The 17,268-nt window shown below is 65.6% G+C and carries 15 protein-coding genes; all 15 read left to right on the top strand.

The features are described 5' to 3' along the window. The first annotated feature begins 42 nt into the window (after positions 1-42). The 15 genes from ACIBTM_RS00395 (at position 43) to ACIBTM_RS00325 (ending at position 17,268) form a co-directional block, all read left to right on the top strand. Positions 43-2,076, top strand: a complete 2,034-nt coding sequence (locus ACIBTM_RS00395) for a hypothetical protein (protein WP_395874098.1) — start codon at positions 43-45, stop codon at positions 2,074-2,076. Next, complete coding sequence (locus tag ACIBTM_RS00390) at positions 2,073-3,218, top strand: NlpC/P60 family protein (RefSeq protein ID WP_395874096.1); 1,146 nt, start codon at positions 2,073-2,075, stop codon at positions 3,216-3,218. Before ACIBTM_RS00395 ends, ACIBTM_RS00390 begins: the two co-directional genes overlap by 4 nt. Positions 3,219-3,285: 67 nt before the next feature. After that, positions 3,286-3,630 (top strand): hypothetical protein, encoded by a 345-nt coding sequence (locus tag ACIBTM_RS00385; protein WP_395874094.1) that lies wholly within the window; start codon positions 3,286-3,288, stop codon positions 3,628-3,630. Next, positions 3,578-4,702, top strand: coding sequence for a M48 family metalloprotease (locus tag ACIBTM_RS00380; RefSeq protein ID WP_395874092.1), 1,125 nt, complete (start codon positions 3,578-3,580; stop codon positions 4,700-4,702). Before ACIBTM_RS00385 ends, ACIBTM_RS00380 begins: the two co-directional genes overlap by 53 nt. A gap of 219 nt (positions 4,703-4,921) precedes the next feature. Continuing rightward, positions 4,922-5,407 carry a hypothetical protein gene (locus tag ACIBTM_RS00375; RefSeq protein WP_395874090.1) on the top strand — a complete coding sequence of 162 codons (486 nt, stop codon included), beginning with the start codon at positions 4,922-4,924 and terminating at the stop codon, positions 5,405-5,407. Next, a complete protein-coding gene (locus ACIBTM_RS00370) occupies positions 5,404-7,590 on the top strand; it encodes an ATP-binding protein (protein WP_395874088.1) in 2,187 nt (728 codons plus the stop codon). The genes ACIBTM_RS00375 and ACIBTM_RS00370 overlap by 4 nt, the downstream gene beginning before the upstream one ends. A gap of 4 nt (positions 7,591-7,594) precedes the next feature. Continuing rightward, on the top strand, positions 7,595-8,479 hold the full coding sequence (locus ACIBTM_RS00365; protein WP_395874086.1) for a replication-relaxation family protein: 885 nt from the start codon (positions 7,595-7,597) through the stop codon (positions 8,477-8,479). Then, the gene (locus tag ACIBTM_RS00360; protein ID WP_395874084.1) at positions 8,479-9,573 is read left to right on the top strand and encodes a ParB/RepB/Spo0J family partition protein; all 1,095 of its coding nucleotides are present in this window, start codon (positions 8,479-8,481) and stop codon (positions 9,571-9,573) included. The genes ACIBTM_RS00365 and ACIBTM_RS00360 overlap by 1 nt, the downstream gene beginning before the upstream one ends. Before the next feature lie 245 nt (positions 9,574-9,818). Further along, complete coding sequence (locus ACIBTM_RS00355) at positions 9,819-10,679, top strand: hypothetical protein (protein WP_395874082.1); 861 nt, start codon at positions 9,819-9,821, stop codon at positions 10,677-10,679. Beyond that, positions 10,679-11,002 carry a hypothetical protein gene (locus ACIBTM_RS00350; RefSeq protein WP_395874080.1) on the top strand — a complete coding sequence of 108 codons (324 nt, stop codon included), beginning with the start codon at positions 10,679-10,681 and terminating at the stop codon, positions 11,000-11,002. The genes ACIBTM_RS00355 and ACIBTM_RS00350 overlap by 1 nt, the downstream gene beginning before the upstream one ends. Positions 11,003-11,013: 11 nt before the next feature. Continuing rightward, positions 11,014-13,446, top strand: a complete 2,433-nt coding sequence (locus ACIBTM_RS00345) for a hypothetical protein (protein WP_395874078.1) — start codon at positions 11,014-11,016, stop codon at positions 13,444-13,446. Next, positions 13,446-15,404, top strand: a complete 1,959-nt coding sequence (locus tag ACIBTM_RS00340; protein WP_395874076.1) for a hypothetical protein — start codon at positions 13,446-13,448, stop codon at positions 15,402-15,404. Before ACIBTM_RS00345 ends, ACIBTM_RS00340 begins: the two co-directional genes overlap by 1 nt. A 15-nt stretch (positions 15,405-15,419) precedes the next feature. Beyond that, the gene (locus ACIBTM_RS00335; RefSeq protein ID WP_395874074.1) at positions 15,420-15,863 is read left to right on the top strand and encodes a hypothetical protein; all 444 of its coding nucleotides are present in this window, start codon (positions 15,420-15,422) and stop codon (positions 15,861-15,863) included. A 463-nt stretch (positions 15,864-16,326) separates the two neighbouring features. Beyond that, positions 16,327-16,962: a prepilin peptidase gene (locus ACIBTM_RS00330; protein ID WP_395874071.1), complete on the top strand. Its 636-nt coding sequence runs from the start codon at positions 16,327-16,329 to the stop codon at positions 16,960-16,962. 63 nt (positions 16,963-17,025) lie between these two features. Further along, entirely contained in the window at positions 17,026-17,268 is a 243-nt protein-coding gene (locus ACIBTM_RS00325; protein ID WP_395874069.1) for a hypothetical protein, read from the top strand.

The raw sequence follows: 17,268 nt of genomic DNA, 5'->3' as shown, positions 1-17,268 counted from the left end.
GCCATGTCTCGGACACCATCGGCGCGACCTCGGGAGACGCTCATGACGTTCAGCGCGCGTGCCGCGAGACCCTTCGCGCTCGCCACCACCGTGCTCGTCCTGCTCCTCGGCAATGCCGCGCCCGCAAGCGCCCAGATCGTGCCGTTGCCGCCGAACGAGCCCCGGCCATGCCAGCCATATCCACTGTGTCTCGTCGTCCCGGATCCCCGTGCGCCCCAGCCGGCGCCTCCAAGCCTGGACCGCCCCGATCCGGACGGGCCGACCCTGCCGCTGCAGGACGACCCAGGACACGCCGCCCACCTCAAGGGCATGTTCACCATCGACGACGGCTACGGCCGCGACCTGCGCAACTACGATCTCTTCGCCAACCTGCCGTCGCTGATCAGCAACCCTATGCCGACGATCTGGCTCTGGCTGGCGAACATGGGCTTTGCCGTCGGCAAGTACGCGCTCGGCTTCTCCGTCTGGTTCACCGAATGGTCCATGACCGCCGGCGTCGTCGACTGGATCAAAGCACCAGCGCTGGACCTGGAGAAGATCTGGCAGACGACGATCATCGGCGGGCTGAAGCTCCGCGAGCTGGCACTCTTGATCGCGACCGGCTATCTCGGGCTGCTGTTCATGCGCGGTCTCACCACCCGAGCCTGGCGCGAGACCCTGTCCACGATCGCGATCAACGTCCTGGCCATCGCGATCATCACGCACCCTGTCGACTTCCTCGTCGGCGACGGGGGAGTGCTCAGCCTCAGCCGAGATCTCGGCGCCGACGTCAGCGCCGTGATCATGGGCAAGCAACCCGGAGGCACCGGCAACCCTGCCGCGCCGATCGGGCAAGCCCTCATCGACAACCTGCTCATCGCCCCGTGGGAGACCCTCAACTACGGGACGCCGGTCTCCGGCAAACAGGGCACGGGTGCCTGCCAGTACTCGATCAAGCAGATCCTCGACCAGGGCCCCTGGTCCGGCAAAGACAGCACGCCGGCCCGCGAGCTGGCCGGGTGCCCTGGCGAGTACGGCAAGTACAACGAGGTCGCCGACGGCGACCGCATGCTGGGGGCGTGGGAGTACGCCGTCGCGATGATTCTGTTCGCGATCCTCACCATCTGCCTCAACGCGATCCAGATCCTTGCCCCGTACTTCTTGCTCTTCGAAGGCCTCCTGCTCAGCCTCGCCCTGATCGCAGCCCTGATCCCGGCGCTGCAACATCAACTGGCTTACCGCATCAGCTCGATTGCCGGAACCATCGCCAAGCTGCTGATGGGCATGTTCTTCATCGCCGTCATGACGGTGCTCCTACGGTCGCTCATGCTCGCCGACCTCGGCCCGCAGCTGGTCAAGTTCGCCGTCATCGACATCGTGGTCTTCTCCGGCTTCCTGTTCCGCAAAAGGCTCATGGCGAACGTTCAGCGGATCCGGTCCAGCGTCAACTCCGGTGTCCAGCGACTCGGCAGGCCACGGAGCGGCCCGAAATCCATGCCCATACCTGTCGTCGAGCCTGGGCCGCACCGGATCAGCCGCACGATCAAGACCGGCGCTGGCGCCTTCACTGAGGCCATTGCCCCGGCGAAGGACCTGAAGAACCGGCTGGTGACCGCGGGCAAATTGGGCGGGAAGATCGGCAACAAGGCCGTTTCTTTCACCTTGGGCGCCCCGGTGTCCTGGCCTGCTGCCGCCAACCGCGCGCACACCGCCCTTACTGCGCGAGGCACCGCCGCGAAGGCCACGCTTGGGCGCAAGGCGGGCGCTGTGAAGGCCTACGCCTCTACTTACGCCGGAAACATCGGCGCCGCCGCAAGCCCACTGGTGAATGTCGCGACCACCGCGGCTTCGGTTCTCGGCACCCGCCGTTCATCCGGCGAGTCACCAGCCGAGCCGCAGCTGCCCGCCAGGATTGCGGCCACGCCCGAGTTCACCGGAGCCGACCTCGTGGCTACCGCTGTCGCAGGAAGAGGTCCGAAGGAGCCACACAGCCAAAGTCCAGGACCGGAACCGACACCACTGCCGCCGGGGATGCTGCCGATCGTGCCGACGTGGTCGCAACGCCTGCGTGCTCGGCTGAACGAGCACCGGTCATGAACCCGCTGCTTGCCCTCCAGGTCGCCGAGCATGTCCGCAACGAGGTCCGCGAACATCCAAAACGATGGGGCTGCCTCACTCTCTTCTTCCTGTTCGGGCCCGTCATCGCCTGCGTGCTCGTCGCCGTCCTGATCATCGTCGTCATCGCAGGGGGAGCAGACGGATCAAACTCAAGTCCAGGACACGTGCCCGGCATCCCGGACGCCATGCTCACCGCCTACCAGCAGGCGGCCCAGCGCATCGGCGGCATCAGGCCTGCCTGTGCCGGGATGCGCTGGTCGATCCTCGCAGGCATCGCCGAGGTCGAATCCCGCCACGCGTCCGGCCGGACGATCGCGCCCAACGGGGACATCAGCCCGCCGATCCTCGGCCCGGCTCTCGACGGCAGCGGCGTTGGAGGCAACCGCACTCCCATCCGGAATCCCGACGGAACCTTCGCACGTGCCGTAGGCCCGTTCCAGTTCCTCACGACCACCTGGGCCGGCGTCGAACAGGACGGCAACGACGACGGCGTCCGTAACCCGCACAACGCCTTCGACGCCGCCCTCGGCGCGGCTGTCTATCTCTGCGGAATCGGCCCCCGAGACCTCACGGACCAACGGCAGCTTCGTGCAGCACTCCTTCGGTACAACGCCAGTCAGGCCTACGTGACCCAGGTGCTCGGCAACATCGAGCGCTACGACGCGGTTGCACTACAACCCGCCGTCAAAGCCTCCGGATCCGCGAAGATTGTCATTGACGCGGCAATGTCGCAGCTGGGCGTGCCGTATGCGTGGGGCGGTGGCACTGCGGCCGGGCCGAGCCGCGGAGTCCGGGACGGTGGCGTCGCTGATCGACATGGCGACTACAACAAGATCGGTTTCGACTGCAGCGGTCTTGTTCTCTTCGCCTACGCCAAGGTCGGTATCGCCTTGCCGCACAACAGCCGAGCACAATTCATGGCAGGAACTCCCGTACCGAAGGAAGCTGGTCTCGTAGGGTTGCTGCCAGGCGATCTTGTTTTCTACAGCCCTGGACTCATTCACCACGTCGGTGTCTATCTTGGTAGCGGCAGGATGGTCAACAGTCCTCACTCCGGGGCTGAAGTGCGGCTCGACACTATCGATCTTGGTGAGTACGCGGGTGGCAGGCGCCTGCTGTAGTAGGCGCACTCAATGTGTTGCGGCAGGCGATCTGCTGCCTCACGTGTGGTGCCGTAGATTACGTCTGGTGTGGCAGTACGCCTTATGGGGTCTGATCGGTGCCGCGACCAACCGTGCCGTGCTGTTCCTGGAAGCATGCCATCGTGTCAAGGGCTGGCCTTGGGCCCAGCCGAAGGGGCCGGGTGGTGGCGTTTACGGGGTGTCGATCATCCTGCACCTCGGTATAGCTACGGCGACCGCCGCCGCGCTCGCTACGACCGAGATCGTCGCCAACGGCTTTGTCGCTTTTGGTATCGGAGCTGCAGCGCCTGTCGTGGTGAAGAAGGTAGCGAGATACGCGGAGTCGATCATTCCTGACGGTGAGGGTGACGATCGGCAACTTCGGGATCGAGGTGACAGTGATGCCTCGTGACGGGGTAGGCCGCAGGCTCCTGTCCGCCGTCGCGGATTCTTCGCCCGCTTTCAGTCACTCACCCACCGCCGAGCGAGGAGGCCGTGGCAGACGACTCTTGGCGGCGCTCGCGGACTCTCCCGCTGCTTTCCGCAGCGGCGGCGACTACGACACGTTCGTTTCGGGACTGCTGGCGCAGCCCTTGTTCAGCTATGGCATGTACACGCGAGTTCCCCGTACGCGTAGCTGGTCGAACATCGCGCGAACTGTGTTAACGCTAGGCGGAACCATCGGGCTGATCATACTGATCACCTCCTTGTGGAGCCGCACCGTTCTGTTTATCGGCCTTGGGTTTGCCCTGCTGTTGACGGGCTACGCGTATTTCAGTTCCAACAGGCTTGTGCTGAGGGCGATGCGAGCTCAGCCTGTAGCGCAGTCCGAGCAGCCTGTCCTGTACCGCGTTGTCAAAGAGCTCGCCATGACGGCGCGCCAGCCCATGCCACGGATCTACGTCAGTCCAACGATCGCGCCCAACGCGTTCGCGACCGGCCGCACGCCGAGAAACGCCGCAGTATGCTGTACCACTGGTCTTCTGGAGCTGTTGGACGAACGTGAGTTACGTGCGGTACTCGGGCATCAGTTGGCCCGTATCCACAATCGCGATACTCTGCTGCTGTCCATCGCTGGGGCGTTGTCCAGCACTGTCAGCCTGATCGGCATCCTGGGCTATGCCGCTCCGATCCTCGCGGATGATGACCAGCCGAGCCCGCTCGCTGTCCTGTTCATGGCCAGCCTTGGTCCGGTGGCCGCCGTCTTCGTGCGGGTCCCGGTGAGCCGTTCCGTCTATCGACATGCGGACGCGGACAGCGTGGATCTCACCGATGACCCCACAGCCTTGGTCTCGGCGTTGCGAAAACTGGAGAGAGCGGTCAGAGCCGCGCCGCTTGCGCCAGAGGCGGCCATCGTCACCCAGGCTCACCTGCTGATGGTCAACCCGTTCCGGGACAGCGAGCGCGCATCTCGGCTGTTTCTGAGGCACCCTCCGATAGCAGAGCGCATTCGTTTTCTCGAGGAGATGGCTGAGGGCCGTTGACCGCGGCGTACACGCCTGCTCGGTGGAGGCGGCTCGGAACGGGGTGATTCGTCGGCACTGCCTGCATTGAACAGGTCTGTTCCGACGCGTGCCTCAGGCATGATGAGGCGCAACTGCTCTGCGGTTGACTTTGCGATCGACCCAGCGCTGACATGGTCCCTTTCTGCGAAGCCTTCTGCTGGTCGAATGCTGTGGGCAAGGCCAGTCGGGAATGCCGACTTGTTCCCCCATGGCCGTCAGGCCATCCATGGAACCAGCGCGCCGAAGGCGCTCGATCTCCACCACGCGCTCACTGAGCCCGCGCTGTGGTGGGTGACCGCTGAGGTGGTCGCGATCCTGATCGCGGTCTTCGTCCTCCACCGACACTTACGTTCCCACCACCTCCGCTCCAGAGTCAGTTACGACCTCCTCCCGACCGCCACCTTCGACCCGTCGCTTCAGGGCGTTCTGGCGTTCGCGCACCAGCTCGGCCGGGTGCGCCCGGTGCATGGCTGGGTGCCGAGGTCCGCGGTCGGCGTCCGGGTGCGGTTCAGCACCGACGAGGCGTTCGGGAAGCTGACCATGAGCTTGGAGGGCCGGGAGTCGATCACCGGCGTGATCAACAAGCTGACCTACCCGGAAGTCGAAATCCGCCGCAACGTGGACGACCGGGGAGATGTCTCCCGAGGGCGAAATGACCTCCGTACGGACGGGGGAGCACGATGAGCTTCCGGGCACGCCGCAGCGGGGAGACTTCTCCCTCCAGGACCGCGCAGGTGCATGTGGCACGTGCCGAGCTTGTTCTCGCGCGACTGGCCCACCTCTCGCTCAAGGCGCTGCCGCTCCGTCCCGATGACCCGCTGCAGGCTCTGGCGAACGCGCTTGGCGATGTCCGGCCGGACCTCGGCGAGACGGTCGACGTCTGCCTCGACCTGATTCCGCTGACGCCCGCAAGGATCCGCCATCTCGCTCGCCAGACAGCCAAGCCGGACAGGAGGGTAGGCAGGGCGCTCGTTGAGGCCGCAGGCGAGATCGTCGGCGAGTTCGTGCCGACGGCGCGCGCGGCCGGCCGGTCTGCCCCGCGACAGCAAGCGCCGGTACCGAACAAGTTCGCCACGGACGAGCCGGTCTTCGCGGTCCAGCTGTTGATCCGCTGCCGTTCGGAGATTCCCGGCCGTGCGGAGGCGCATTTGCGCAGCGTGATCGGCGCCTTCGACGTCTACCGCGGCGACAACTACTGGCGAGCTCGAGGGCCGCGCGTGCTGGGCTGGCATTTCGGCGCGGACACGATCCTGATCCGCAGGTTCTTCGACCGGCGCTTTGACACCGGCTTGGCCAAGCCACGCAGCAGGTCCTACGTGACGGCCAGCGAGATCGCGGCTTTGCTGAAGCCGCCATCCGGGCGTTGCCTGTCGCCGGTGATCGCCCGCAGTCGCGGCTGGGTCATGCCCGCCCCGAGGGAGATACCGCGGTACAAACCGGGCGCGGGGCTGGTTCGGCTCGGTTACGTCACCGACCTCAACGGCGAGGACCGGCTCGTCGGAGTGCCGATCCGCGAGCTGCTGTTCTCGGCGAGGTTCGGGAAGGCCGGCTTCGGCAAGACCGAGGAAGCGCTCGTGCAGGCGATCGAGATTGCCCGGCTCGGCGGCGGGGTCTGGTTCCTGGATCCGCATGCTGACGGCTGGAAGCGCGCGAAACCGTACCTTTCGGATCCTGAACTGCGGAATCGGCTGTGGGAGGTCAACCTCGACGTCCGTGGCCGAGACAAGCGGCTGCCCGGCTGGAACCCGCTCAGCATGCAAGGCTTCTCCGAAGAGGACATCGAGGACCGCGTCGACGCCGTGGTCACCTCGTTCGCCACGGCGCTGGGATGGGGAGACTCCGCGCCGCGGGCGAAGTCGATTCTGACCAAGGCGTGCGAGGCGCTCTGTTACCTCGCGATGCGGCTGCCCGCGGAGTGCGCGCCCACGATCTTCCAGATCCCGACACTCCTCGACGACGAAACCTGGCGCGACGAGATCTTGCGTGTCCTCAAGCCGAGCATCCGCCGCTATTGGACGGACTCCTTCACCAAACTCGCTCCGGACGCGACCACGGTGGTCACGAACATCATCAACCGCCTGCGCACCAGCCCGACGTTGTCCGCCTTCCTCGGCTCGTCGGTCACGACGTACAACGTCCGCCGGGCCATGGACACCGGGAAGATCGTCTTCGTCTGCACCACCGGGACCGGCGAGACGAACAAACTGATCACCTCGTTCATGATCTACGACCTGTTCCGCGCCGGCCGCTCGCGCGCGGACACCCCGGTCGATCAGCGCCGCAGGTGCGACGCCTTCGTCGACGAGCTCGCCGCGGTCGATGGAGCGTCGCGCGGATACCTCGCCGCGATCCTGGAACAGCTGCGGAAGTACCGGGTCGCGCTGCACGCGATGAACCAGATGCCCGACCGGCTCGCGCCGGAGACCCGCAGGGCACTGCTGCAGAACCAGTCGCTCCTGATGACCAGCGCCGCAGCTATCGACGGCGCCCGGACCGTGGCCCGCGAGTACGGAGGCCTCGTCCAGCCCGCGACGATCACCGAGCTCGAGCAGTTCCACCACGTCGTCACCGTGACACTTGGAGGCCAGCGCACCACGCCGTTCAAGATCCGCGGACTCCACGTGGACGACGAGTTCTCCGACCACTTCCACCCCGAATGGAACGACGACGTCGACCAGTGCCTCGACCGGAACCTGACCCGAAGGCCGATCGGTGAGGTACTCGACGAACTCGAGGACCTCGACGACCGCATCCTCGACGCTCTGCGTGGCAACCAGCCGGCACCCCATTCGAGGCGCGGACGCCCTCCTTCCCGCGGAAGTGGCGCAGGCCTCGAGCTGCCGGCACCCGAGTCGACGGTGGAGTGAATCGATGCAGCGACTCGACCCGTTCAAGCGCGAGGCGCTCGTCGTTCTCTACTGGCATCGGATGGTCTCCACCGATCAGGTACGCCGGCTGATCGCTCCGACGGCACCGACCCGTACCGTCCAGCACAAGCTTCGCGCCCTCAAATCGGACGGTCTCGTCGACGGCTTGGACCGGCACCATGCTCCTCGGACTTGGCATGTCACCGAAAGCGGCGCGGAGCTGGTCGAGGAATCCGGCCGGGTGGACGCCCGTCCGTACCGGATCCCGCAGGCGGCTGTGGTGGAACTGCTGCAGGAGCACACGCTCGACGTCGTCGAGACCGGCATCGCCTTCACCGCTGCGGCACGCCGGCGTGGGGACGAATGCGGGCCGTTGTCTTGGACTCCCGAGGTCGCCCACCGGTTTCGAGACGGCCGCGGACGGCGCCAAGGCGTTGTCATCGCGGACGCGGTCCTCGACTACGTCCTTGATGAAGACGGGAGGCGATCGCAGCGCACGTTCTTCATCGAGCTGGATCGCGCGACCATGCCTGTCGCCAGGCTGGCACAGAAACTCCGCTCGTACGTGCAGTACTACGAGTACGTGCCCGGAAAGCCGAACTCAGGTGGGCGCCCGGCCTGGCGAAGCCGGTACGCGCGCTTCCCGCGGCTACTCATCGTTTTGTCCGGTGCGGCCGAGCACGTTCTCGAGCGACGGCTCACGGACCTGCGGGCCTACGCGCGAGCGATGCACGGTCTGGCGCTCGCCGGCGATCGCGTGTGCACGCTGGGGACGACTCTGCGAAGACTTCGAGACCACGGACCGACAGCTGACATCGCGTTGCCGCTGCTCGCCGACAACGGGGCGCCGGTATCCGCTTTCGCTTGGCCCAAGACGGGTGACTCGTAATGGACGAGCCGGTCGATCTCGTCGAGCAGCTCGGATTTTCGTCCAGGTTGCGTCAACGCCGATTCACCTTGCTTCCGCTGCGAGGCGAAGGCACGCCGTTCACGGACTCGCAGGGGCGGGCGCCCGGCGACAGCACCGCACCGGAAGAACTTGCCGACCTGATCTCCTCCATCGCGACCGTCGGCGTCCTTCAACCGGTTCTCGTCGAGGAGATGGACGCCGGCGACAAGGCGCCCGCCATGAGGCTGACGGCCGGGGAGAGGCGCCTGAGGGCCTGCCGCTGGGGCGCGGTCCACAAGCCTGGAAACCCGCACTTCACCGCGCTTCCGGCAGTCGTGTGCCCCGGCCCGCTGTCGGATGAGGAACGCCGGATCTGGCAGCTGGTCGAGAACCTCGCTCGCGAAAACCTGCGCCCCGGCGAGCTGGCGGCCGCGCTCGTCCTCGATCGCTGCGCCGTACTCCTGGGCAAACTGATTGCACACGGCTACAAGGTCCCCGCGGACGTCTACGCCATCGACGATCCGATCGCCCGGTTTACCGCCATGGAGCGGATCCGGGGCGCAGACAAGAATTGCGCCGCGCCGTGGTCCCACGTCCTCACTCGGCTGGGCTTGCAGCTGACCCCGCGGAAGGCACGCGAGCTGGTGCGCGCGTTCGCCGAAATGCCCCGCGAGATCGCCGAAGAGATGGATGAGGCCAAGATCAGCCTCAACACCAGAATCCGGTTCATCGAGCTCAACCGCGGGCGAGCACAGGCGGCTCAGGACATCTGGGCAGCGGTGAAGAAGACCAACCGGACCCGGTTGTTGAGTTCAGCCTTGACCGCTGCGGCCGATCCGGCGGTCAGCCCTGACGAAGCGCTAGCCGAAGCCGAACGGCTGCATGAACAAGCGGACAGCGCACGTGCCGACAAGCTCCGCGCCGACACCTCCGCAGCCGTTGACCCCGGCCCATTGGTCGAGCAACGACTTGTCGACAACGCTCTCGCCGGCCTTCGCTCACTGGTAGCCGCACTGGCAACCGGTGCTCGGCTCTCTGCACATGATCTGGCGTCTCTCCGCCTTCTGACTGATCAGCTCAATGGAACGGAGTGAGCTCTTTGTCCGTATTCTTGGGCCTGCCCTCAGACGCCGCGCCGGCTGCGAGGTGCGACTGCAGGCACTGCCCCTGGTACTCGGGCACCGACGCCGAACCGGGGGCGGTCATCGCGCCGGTGTGCTCGGGATGTAACTCGGACTGCAGCTACTGCGGTTGCGCGAGGGCAGAGAACACGCAGGCCGGAACCGCATGCTCGAGCTGCCCGATCCGCTGCGGATCCCGGACGGACATCCAGGCGTGGATGGCCGACGTCGGTGGGACACTCGAATTCGACGACGTCGCAATCCGTAGCCGCTTGCCCAAAGGCTTGCCTTCCTTCATCCCGCAAGTCGACGGATCCGGCGTCGGCGACCTCGACGCGGTCTTGGGCTGGCCGGCCTACGCCGTCGGGCTTCGCCGTGTCTTCTCACCACAGACGCACGCCGTCTACCCGCGGTGGGATAAACCGGCGACGGATGTGCTCGGTCTTCCGGCGACGACGCTGACCGTCCTCTCGGGATACGGAGAAGACCCGCTGGTCGAAGCGTTCTGGACGGCACGGCACCGCGATCGGCTGCTCGACCGGCTGGCGACGCTTGAATTTGATCTCGTCCTGGCGCCCAACTACTCGATCTACGGCAACTGGCCGCGCGCCGAACACCTGATCAACATGCGCAGGTCCTTGCTGCTGGCGGAAGAGTTCGTCAACGCTGGCATGCCGGCCGTTCCGAACCTGTACTGGTTCCGGCTCGAAGACCTTCAGCGGTACGCCGCCTGGATCGCGGATGCGGCGCCGCCCGCCGTCGCGATCAACCTTCAGACCGTGCGCGAGAACAAGAACTGGGAAACCTGGGCGTTGCCCGGTCTCAGCTGGCTTGCGGAGAACATCCCGGACGACCTTCCCATCATCATCACGGGACTTTCCCGGCGAGACCGCATCACCACCGCCGTCGACCTGTTCGGCACCAGGCTGACTCTCGTCAGCCAAAACCCGGCGCAGTACGCGCTCCATGGAGCCGTGATGACTTCCGAAGGGCGGAAGGACATGCACGCCCGCATTCCCGACGCCTTCGCGAGCTCGGTGCGCTACCTGGCTTCGCTCCTACCCGAGGGAGGAAACTGATGCAGCGAACGCTCTGGATTCTGCTTGGTTGGTCGCCCGAGTACGGGGCGGCCACGACCGTCGTCGCGGTTCTCGGTATCGATCAGGGCGATGACGGTCGGATCGACCGCCACATCGAGTGGGTTCCACGGGAGTATCAACGCTGTCTTACGTGGCGCGAGCGCATAGCGTCGACGCCAGTCGGTGACCTCCCCACCCACATCGAGCTTTGGGAGAACTCGGTCACCGCGCCCGCCGCCCGCGTTGACCCCGTCCCCTCAGCGCCTGATCTCGCTGCCGCCGTTCAGCGTCAGCTCGACGACCTGCTCGGTTACACCGGCTGATCGAGTTCTCGATGGGAACGAACTCCAAGACCACGCACGCCGCATACGCTGTTGGGCCGTCGGATGCGGCTGAGCACGAGACACCCGTCGACGGTGGTCTGAAGTGGACTGACGCGGAGATCGCCTTGTCGGTCGTGGAAGGGTTCGCGCTCGAGGGAGTCGACCCGGAGAACCCCTTCGAACCGACCACGCTCGATCTACCCGATGACGTCGGGGAACGGTACGCGATGTTCGTGGAGGCTGTCCACGAGGCGCAGGAAGAAATCGCGAAGATCGCCGGAGATTCCAGCGCGCTCGAGGACGCGCTGCACACGCAGTGCGAACTTTTCTTGAACGGCCTAACGAAGGATGAACTCAAGGAACTCGCTGCCGCGCAAGGGTTCAAGCATCCAGCGTTGGTGGGATGGTCTGAGACCAACGGAAACCCGTTGGCGCACTGGCTAGATCCGTCCTATCCGGACGACGCAGGCACGAAGCAGACGATCCAGAGCGTCGCGATCAACAGGTTCATCGCGTTGCACTCCGGCGAAACCGTCGGAGGCAAGACCCTGGAGCAGTGGCAACAGATCGACGCAAGCCTGGTCGCGAAGCCAGGCCATAACGTGCCCCCGGGCTTCACAGCCTGGACCCCGGCCGCGGCTGAAGTACAGGCAGCACAGGAAGCAATCAGTTCCGCCGCCGACGCGGTCGAGGCGGCCAAGGCCAATGGCTCGTGGGCTGACCCCGATCTCGTTTCGACTCTGATCGCCGCGGAAAACAAGCTGGCGACCGCGCACAACCCGGCGCTGGATGACTTGGCGTCTATACGTTCGGCGGCGAAGCAGCAAGTCGATCAAGCGTTCACCGACATCACCCCACATGAACTCTCCACCGCGATACAGGCTGCGAAGGATCTTGACCAGATCGCGCCGTTTCAAGCCAAGGTGCTCAATTCTCATCAGGTTCTGAAGCTCCTGCGTGCGTCGACCGAAAAGCAAGAACGGCTCGACTTGCAGCATCTCGCCGTGGAGCGAGCGGCCACGAAGGCGACGTTCGAAGCGCACATCGCCGACCTGCCCTACGAGCTTGTTCACGGTGGCTTGCCCAACCTCGCCGACCCGGGTGGCGTCGCGGCGATGGTCAAGTTCTTGGACCATACGCATCAAGCGGGCGTCGCGTACACGGACATGAGTAGCTGGAAGCCGGTCGAACCAACGCTCGCGCACAGCGAGACCCTCCAGATCGCGCAAACCGGGATCGGGCCTTGGGCTGATCACCAAGAGCTGAAGGACCTGCGAGCGTTCGTCGTCTCCGCGGGCATCCTCACGGCCGATCAAGCCGCGGCCGCGCCCAAGTCGATCTGCAAGACGCTCCTGGTGCATCAAGCCTACGGGGCCAGCCCGTCGGTCGCGTCGATGAAACACAGTCTGCAAGAGAAGATCGCTCTCAAGAACAGCGCGAAGTCCTTGCCGCCCAAGGTGGGGAAGTTCGCGAAAGCGCCGATCGTGGAGGCGCCGAGAAGCGCATTTGGTCGCCGGCACGCCGAGATGCTCTCAGCGCTCAAACAAACCAAAGCCGCGCTCGCCGCCTTGCCGAAACCAGCCGAGCCGGCCGTCGTTACTGCATGGGACTTCGGCGCAGGCAAACCCGCGCACCTCGGCGGGACACATCCGAAGACGCTGCATACCGGGCCAGACGGCAAGACATGGCTAGCGAAGGGAGAAGCGACCCCGCGGGGAGGCGCGGTAGTCGAAGCCGAGGCCGCTACCTCGCGAGCACTCAAGCGTGCAGGTCTGCCTGTCGTCCCCGTGTTCGCGACCAATATCAATGGAAAGCCGGCTTCCGTGCAGCCGATGCTCGTCGGCGCGACCGAAATGTCGAGCGAGCCCTTCACCTGGTCGCAGACCGACGTCGATGACATCGTCCGCCTGCACGTCGCAAGCTGGGCGCTGGGAAACCACGATCCGCACGCCGGCAACGTCCTTCGGACCGGACAGGGTGGTCTCGTCCCGATCGACCATGGTCAGTCGTTCAAGTTCTACGGCCAGGACAAGCTGTCGATGTCGTTCCGACCCAACAACACGACGGCCGTCTACCACCAGGCGTACGACGCCTTCAAGGCAGGCAAGCTCGCCAAGGGCGTGCGGATCAACCCGGCGGCCGCTCACTCGGTGATCAAGCACCTCGAGTCGGTTCCGGACACCGAATGGCGAGGGATGCTGCAGTCGGCGGCCTACGCCGGAGCCGCGCAGAAGCAGATGAAATGGGTCCCGGCGATGCGCGCGCGGGCTGCCAAGCACCATGGAATCGCTGAGTCCTCGGTGACCACGAAACAGATTGCTGAATCGTTCCTCGATTACGCGGTCGAGCGCAAGAAGAGCCTGCGTAAGGACTTCACCGAGTTCTTCCTTGGCGAGCTGAAGCTGGAGAACGCCGCGGCACTCCAGCACGCTGGGAAGACTTGATGGGCACCAACTCCAAGACGGCTCACGCGAGCTACTCGATCACGCCGTCGACCTCGTCGGCCGTACCGGATCCTGTCGAGGCCCTGCTGGCGGCGGCCGAGGCGACTGCTCTTCCAGACGTAGAAGAACCTGTTGCGGAGCCAGGCGCTCAGCCACTGACCCCAATACCGGACACGCCTGACGTCGGTAAGGCCTTTGGGGAGCCGATTCTGGTGGGCGGGACTGACCTGCACGCATCGAGCGCCACTCTCGTGAGTTACGCCAGCGCCGAAGGTCCACGCACCGTTCTGCACGCGCTGGTCAGTGAGGAGGCGGAGGAGAAGCTGCTCGATGCCATCAACGTCACCAAGGAGACAGGGCCGGTTCAGATCGAGCAGGTCGTTCATGGTCGGTTGCCGGTCGACGAGCAGTACGAGCTCGCCGACAAGATCATCGCGGCCGCGAAGAGCGTGAACCATCACATCAAAGTGGGAGATCTCTCCGTCGGGACTCTTCCCTCGGCAACAGAGCAGAAGATCAGCGCCGCGAAGCAGGCCATGGAGGACGCAGCGACGGAGATCGGCGACAGCTCGGGACTGGCGGACTCCGCGATGCTCGCGCACTACGCGGCGAAGCTTGCCGACGTCGAGGCGGCGGCCGAGAGCGCCAAGTCTGTGGGGCACATCAACCCATACCTGCACGAAGGCCTCGCGACCGTGACGGTGACGATGCCAGTGCTCGTGAGCGGCGCTGGAGACCACCGGGTCGCGGGTCTCCTGCGTGACGCGACCCGGATCAAGCCGGCCCTGGATACCGAGACGGGGCAAGCAAGCTGGAACGGTTCGGCGCGGTGGGAAAACGTCGCCGGCAAGGAGTATGTGATCAACCTCGGCGATGGCTTTCAGGCCGTCTACCGGCCGTACAGCGTCAACTCGCCGAAGACGACGGAGTTCTCCCTGCGTGGCCGGCTCGAGATCATCGCGCCCGCGGGAGAGGGGCACGGCCCCGACGTGGTCAAAAGGCTCGGCCAGCTCAACCTGGCCAACCGTCCTATGACCCAAGCCGAGGGCGAGTATGGCTACCTCACCGCGAACGTCAAGGCGCAGAACTTGGCAGGCAAGGCCGAGGTGCAGGCGGCCATCGCGACCGGCGATCAGCTCGAGGAGATGACCCGCCAGGAGCTTTTCCACGAGCGGGCTCACCTCGCGGTCGGTCTGGACGACGCCCAGCTCGCGCGGTTCGCCAAAGACATCCAGTTGGATGCACATACGCAGGCATTGCCAACCAAGGTGAAGGTCCTACGCGAAGCCGTTGCGAAGGCGACAGGCTACGAGACCGGCGAGGCGCTCTTCGCCACCGAGGGATACGACCCTGCTCCTCGTCGATCCGGTGGCTGGCTCACGTGGAGTCGGTTCGACGTCGGCAACTCGGTGACGAAGCTGGACGCTGCGTTCAAGGGGAGGGCTTTGGTCCATTCCACCTCGGCGTCAGGGTTGAAGGCAATGCTGGCCAACGGGGTTCTCGCCTCCACGGAGCGCCGGACCTTGATGGGTGTCAGCCGCGGGGTCGGCATGAGCGAAGACCAGGACAAACTCACCGGGGGAGCGAGCTCCGTCTTCCTTCGCGTTCTGGACAAGCCCGCGTCCGGCTCCGGCCCGAAGCTTGTCTGGGATGAGCCCGGGCGTCTGATGCACCGCGCGGACTACTACGGCGCGAACGCGGACACCTACGGAGCCGTCAATCCCGCGAAGGCTGGCGAGTACACGTCGTCCACGAGGAACCCGTTCAAGATCGCCAACTTCACGCACCCTGCCAACGAGGTCATGTTCGGAGATGGAATCGACCTGCTGGGTGGCGAAGGGCCGTCAAGAATCCTCTGCGACAGCAAGACGCAGCGCGACGAGATCCAGGCGACGTTCGCAGCCAAAGGCGTCACGCACATCGCCGGCAAGCCGATCGGCGAAGTCCTGAAGGTATGAAGGGAGAGATAGCCCGTGAGCCACGAAGTCGACCTCGATGAGGCCGAGCGCATCCTCGAGAACCTGGTCGCCGGCCGCGCGCAGAAGCGATCTGACGACCTGCTGCCTGGCGCCGAACTCGTCATCGATGGCCGCCAACGGGTCGCGCTGGCCAGGCATGTACGTCGTGATACCGACCTTTCCGCGCTCTTCTGGATCCGGCCACTCGATGTGGCATTGCAGGACCCGGAGACACGATTGCCCGTGTTCGATCCGGCCGTCGTCCGACGCCGGGCGCTTCACGTCACCGCGGCACGGCGCGATGGCTCCCGGCTCCGGCTCGAACTTGCCGGCGGCTCGACCGTGACCGTCCAGCCGGCGCGGTCCGGTCGGCTCATGACCCTGCAGGAATTCGACACCTGGATGACCACGATCCCAGACGACGAGCGCCGGGCGCTTGAAACTCTTGAGTACGACTGAGCCGGGGTGAATCAAGCCGCTGATCGCCTCCGCGTGTCTCGGGTATGAGCGAGACTTCGGAACCTCAGCTGAGCGACGCCGAATGGGTCGGCGAACATCATGAGGCGCACGGACAGCTGCTTGTCCGGGGCTCCTCACTCGAGGAGATCATCATGAAGGCGACCGAAGCCTTGGCCGCCCGCATTCCGTCGATCGGCCAGGCGGGTTTGCGTGTCCGGCCTGGGTGGTGGTGCGTGGCCACCTGCGAGTGCCGACGTGCGCTGGCAGTCTCGAACCACCCTGGGGTGGCACTACCGCCGAGCGCGTTCGGACGAGGACGGTTCCTGGTACGGCGCGGAGGTTCGGTTCGGTCTCCTGACAAGGCGTTCACACGGTCGAGCGACCTGAAGGCCGGTATGGCCGGTTGACCACCGAGCCCGTGTGACCATGACCGAGTGGACCAGCTGAGTACTCCGGTCACCGGATGAGCGTCGGCCTGCGCGTCGCCATCGGGTTCGCTCTCGGTGGCGTGCTCGCCGCGGTAGCTGCTCTGCTGTTCCGCGCCACTCTCAGGACTACCCCGAAGCGCCTCCACTACGTGGCTATCGTCGCCGCGACCGCCATCCTCGGGGCGGCTATCGCGGTATGGCCGCCCAGCATGGTCGCCGCAGGCGGCCTCCTGGCGGTGTGCGGCGTGCCGGCCGCCGCTGTCGACGTCGTCGAGCACCGGGTGCCGGACAGGCTCACTGCGCCGTTGGCTGCGGGAATGGTCATCACGCTGGTCGCCGCGGCACTGCTCACCGATTCGATGCCGACATTGACCATGGCGCTGGTCGGCGCCGTGGTGTGGGGTGGTGTGCTGTTCGTTTCGTTCCTCCTCACCGGCGATCCAGGACCTGGCGACGTCAAGCTGGCGCCGAGCCTCGGGATGCTCCTTGGCTGGCTGGGATGGAAGTGGCTTCTGGCCGGGATCGTCGGCACCTACCTGCTGGCCGCTCTGCTCGCCGGGCTCGGGCTGCTGTCGAGACGCTGGACTCTTCGTGACGGTCGCATGCCGCTCGCACCGCCGATGCTGGTCGCCGCGGTGCTGAGCGCGACGATCGCCGCGCTCGGTGGCTGAATCGAACGCGTGGCGAGATCACCATGTTCTGAGGGCTCGATACACCAGCAAAGGAGCCCGCCGATGTATGAACCTCCGTGGTACGACCAGGACCTCGAACAAGCCGCAGCGAACGCTGCACAGCGATTCGACCTCGACGATGACCAGGCCCGTGGGCTGGTCGAGATGGTCGTCGATGCTCTGGAAGAAGGTGGCGACGCCGTCGGCGACGCGGCCTGGGACGTGGAGAACGAACACCCCGGCGTCCCAGGTGAAGATTTTGTCGAAGACGTCGCCGCGGAGCTGGGCTACGACGACGTTCTCTGA

Origin of the sequence: Amycolatopsis sp. NPDC049868 (genome assembly GCF_044461365.1) — a bacterium.
Classification (GTDB): Bacteria; Actinomycetota; Actinomycetes; order Mycobacteriales; family Pseudonocardiaceae; genus Amycolatopsis.
The sequence above is the reverse complement of the archived record's forward strand: the minus strand, read 5'-3'. Positions and strand labels throughout refer to the sequence as shown.

Coding starts and splice junctions, on each gene's coding strand:
- ACIBTM_RS00365 (WP_395874086.1), top strand. CDS start 7,595: ATGCAGCGACTCGACCCGTTCAAGCGCGAGGCGCTCGTCGTTCTCTAC.
- ACIBTM_RS00355 (WP_395874082.1), top strand. CDS start 9,819: ATGGCCGACGTCGGTGGGACACTCGAATTCGACGACGTCGCAATCCGT.
- ACIBTM_RS00330 (WP_395874071.1), top strand. CDS start 16,327: ATGAGCGTCGGCCTGCGCGTCGCCATCGGGTTCGCTCTCGGTGGCGTG.
- ACIBTM_RS00340 (WP_395874076.1), top strand. CDS start 13,446: ATGGGCACCAACTCCAAGACGGCTCACGCGAGCTACTCGATCACGCCG.
- ACIBTM_RS00390 (WP_395874096.1), top strand. CDS start 2,073: ATGAACCCGCTGCTTGCCCTCCAGGTCGCCGAGCATGTCCGCAACGAG.
- ACIBTM_RS00370 (WP_395874088.1), top strand. CDS start 5,404: ATGAGCTTCCGGGCACGCCGCAGCGGGGAGACTTCTCCCTCCAGGACC.
- ACIBTM_RS00395 (WP_395874098.1), top strand. CDS start 43: ATGACGTTCAGCGCGCGTGCCGCGAGACCCTTCGCGCTCGCCACCACC.
- ACIBTM_RS00345 (WP_395874078.1), top strand. CDS start 11,014: ATGGGAACGAACTCCAAGACCACGCACGCCGCATACGCTGTTGGGCCG.
- ACIBTM_RS00350 (WP_395874080.1), top strand. CDS start 10,679: ATGCAGCGAACGCTCTGGATTCTGCTTGGTTGGTCGCCCGAGTACGGG.
- ACIBTM_RS00325 (WP_395874069.1), top strand. CDS start 17,026: ATGTATGAACCTCCGTGGTACGACCAGGACCTCGAACAAGCCGCAGCG.
- ACIBTM_RS00360 (WP_395874084.1), top strand. CDS start 8,479: ATGGACGAGCCGGTCGATCTCGTCGAGCAGCTCGGATTTTCGTCCAGG.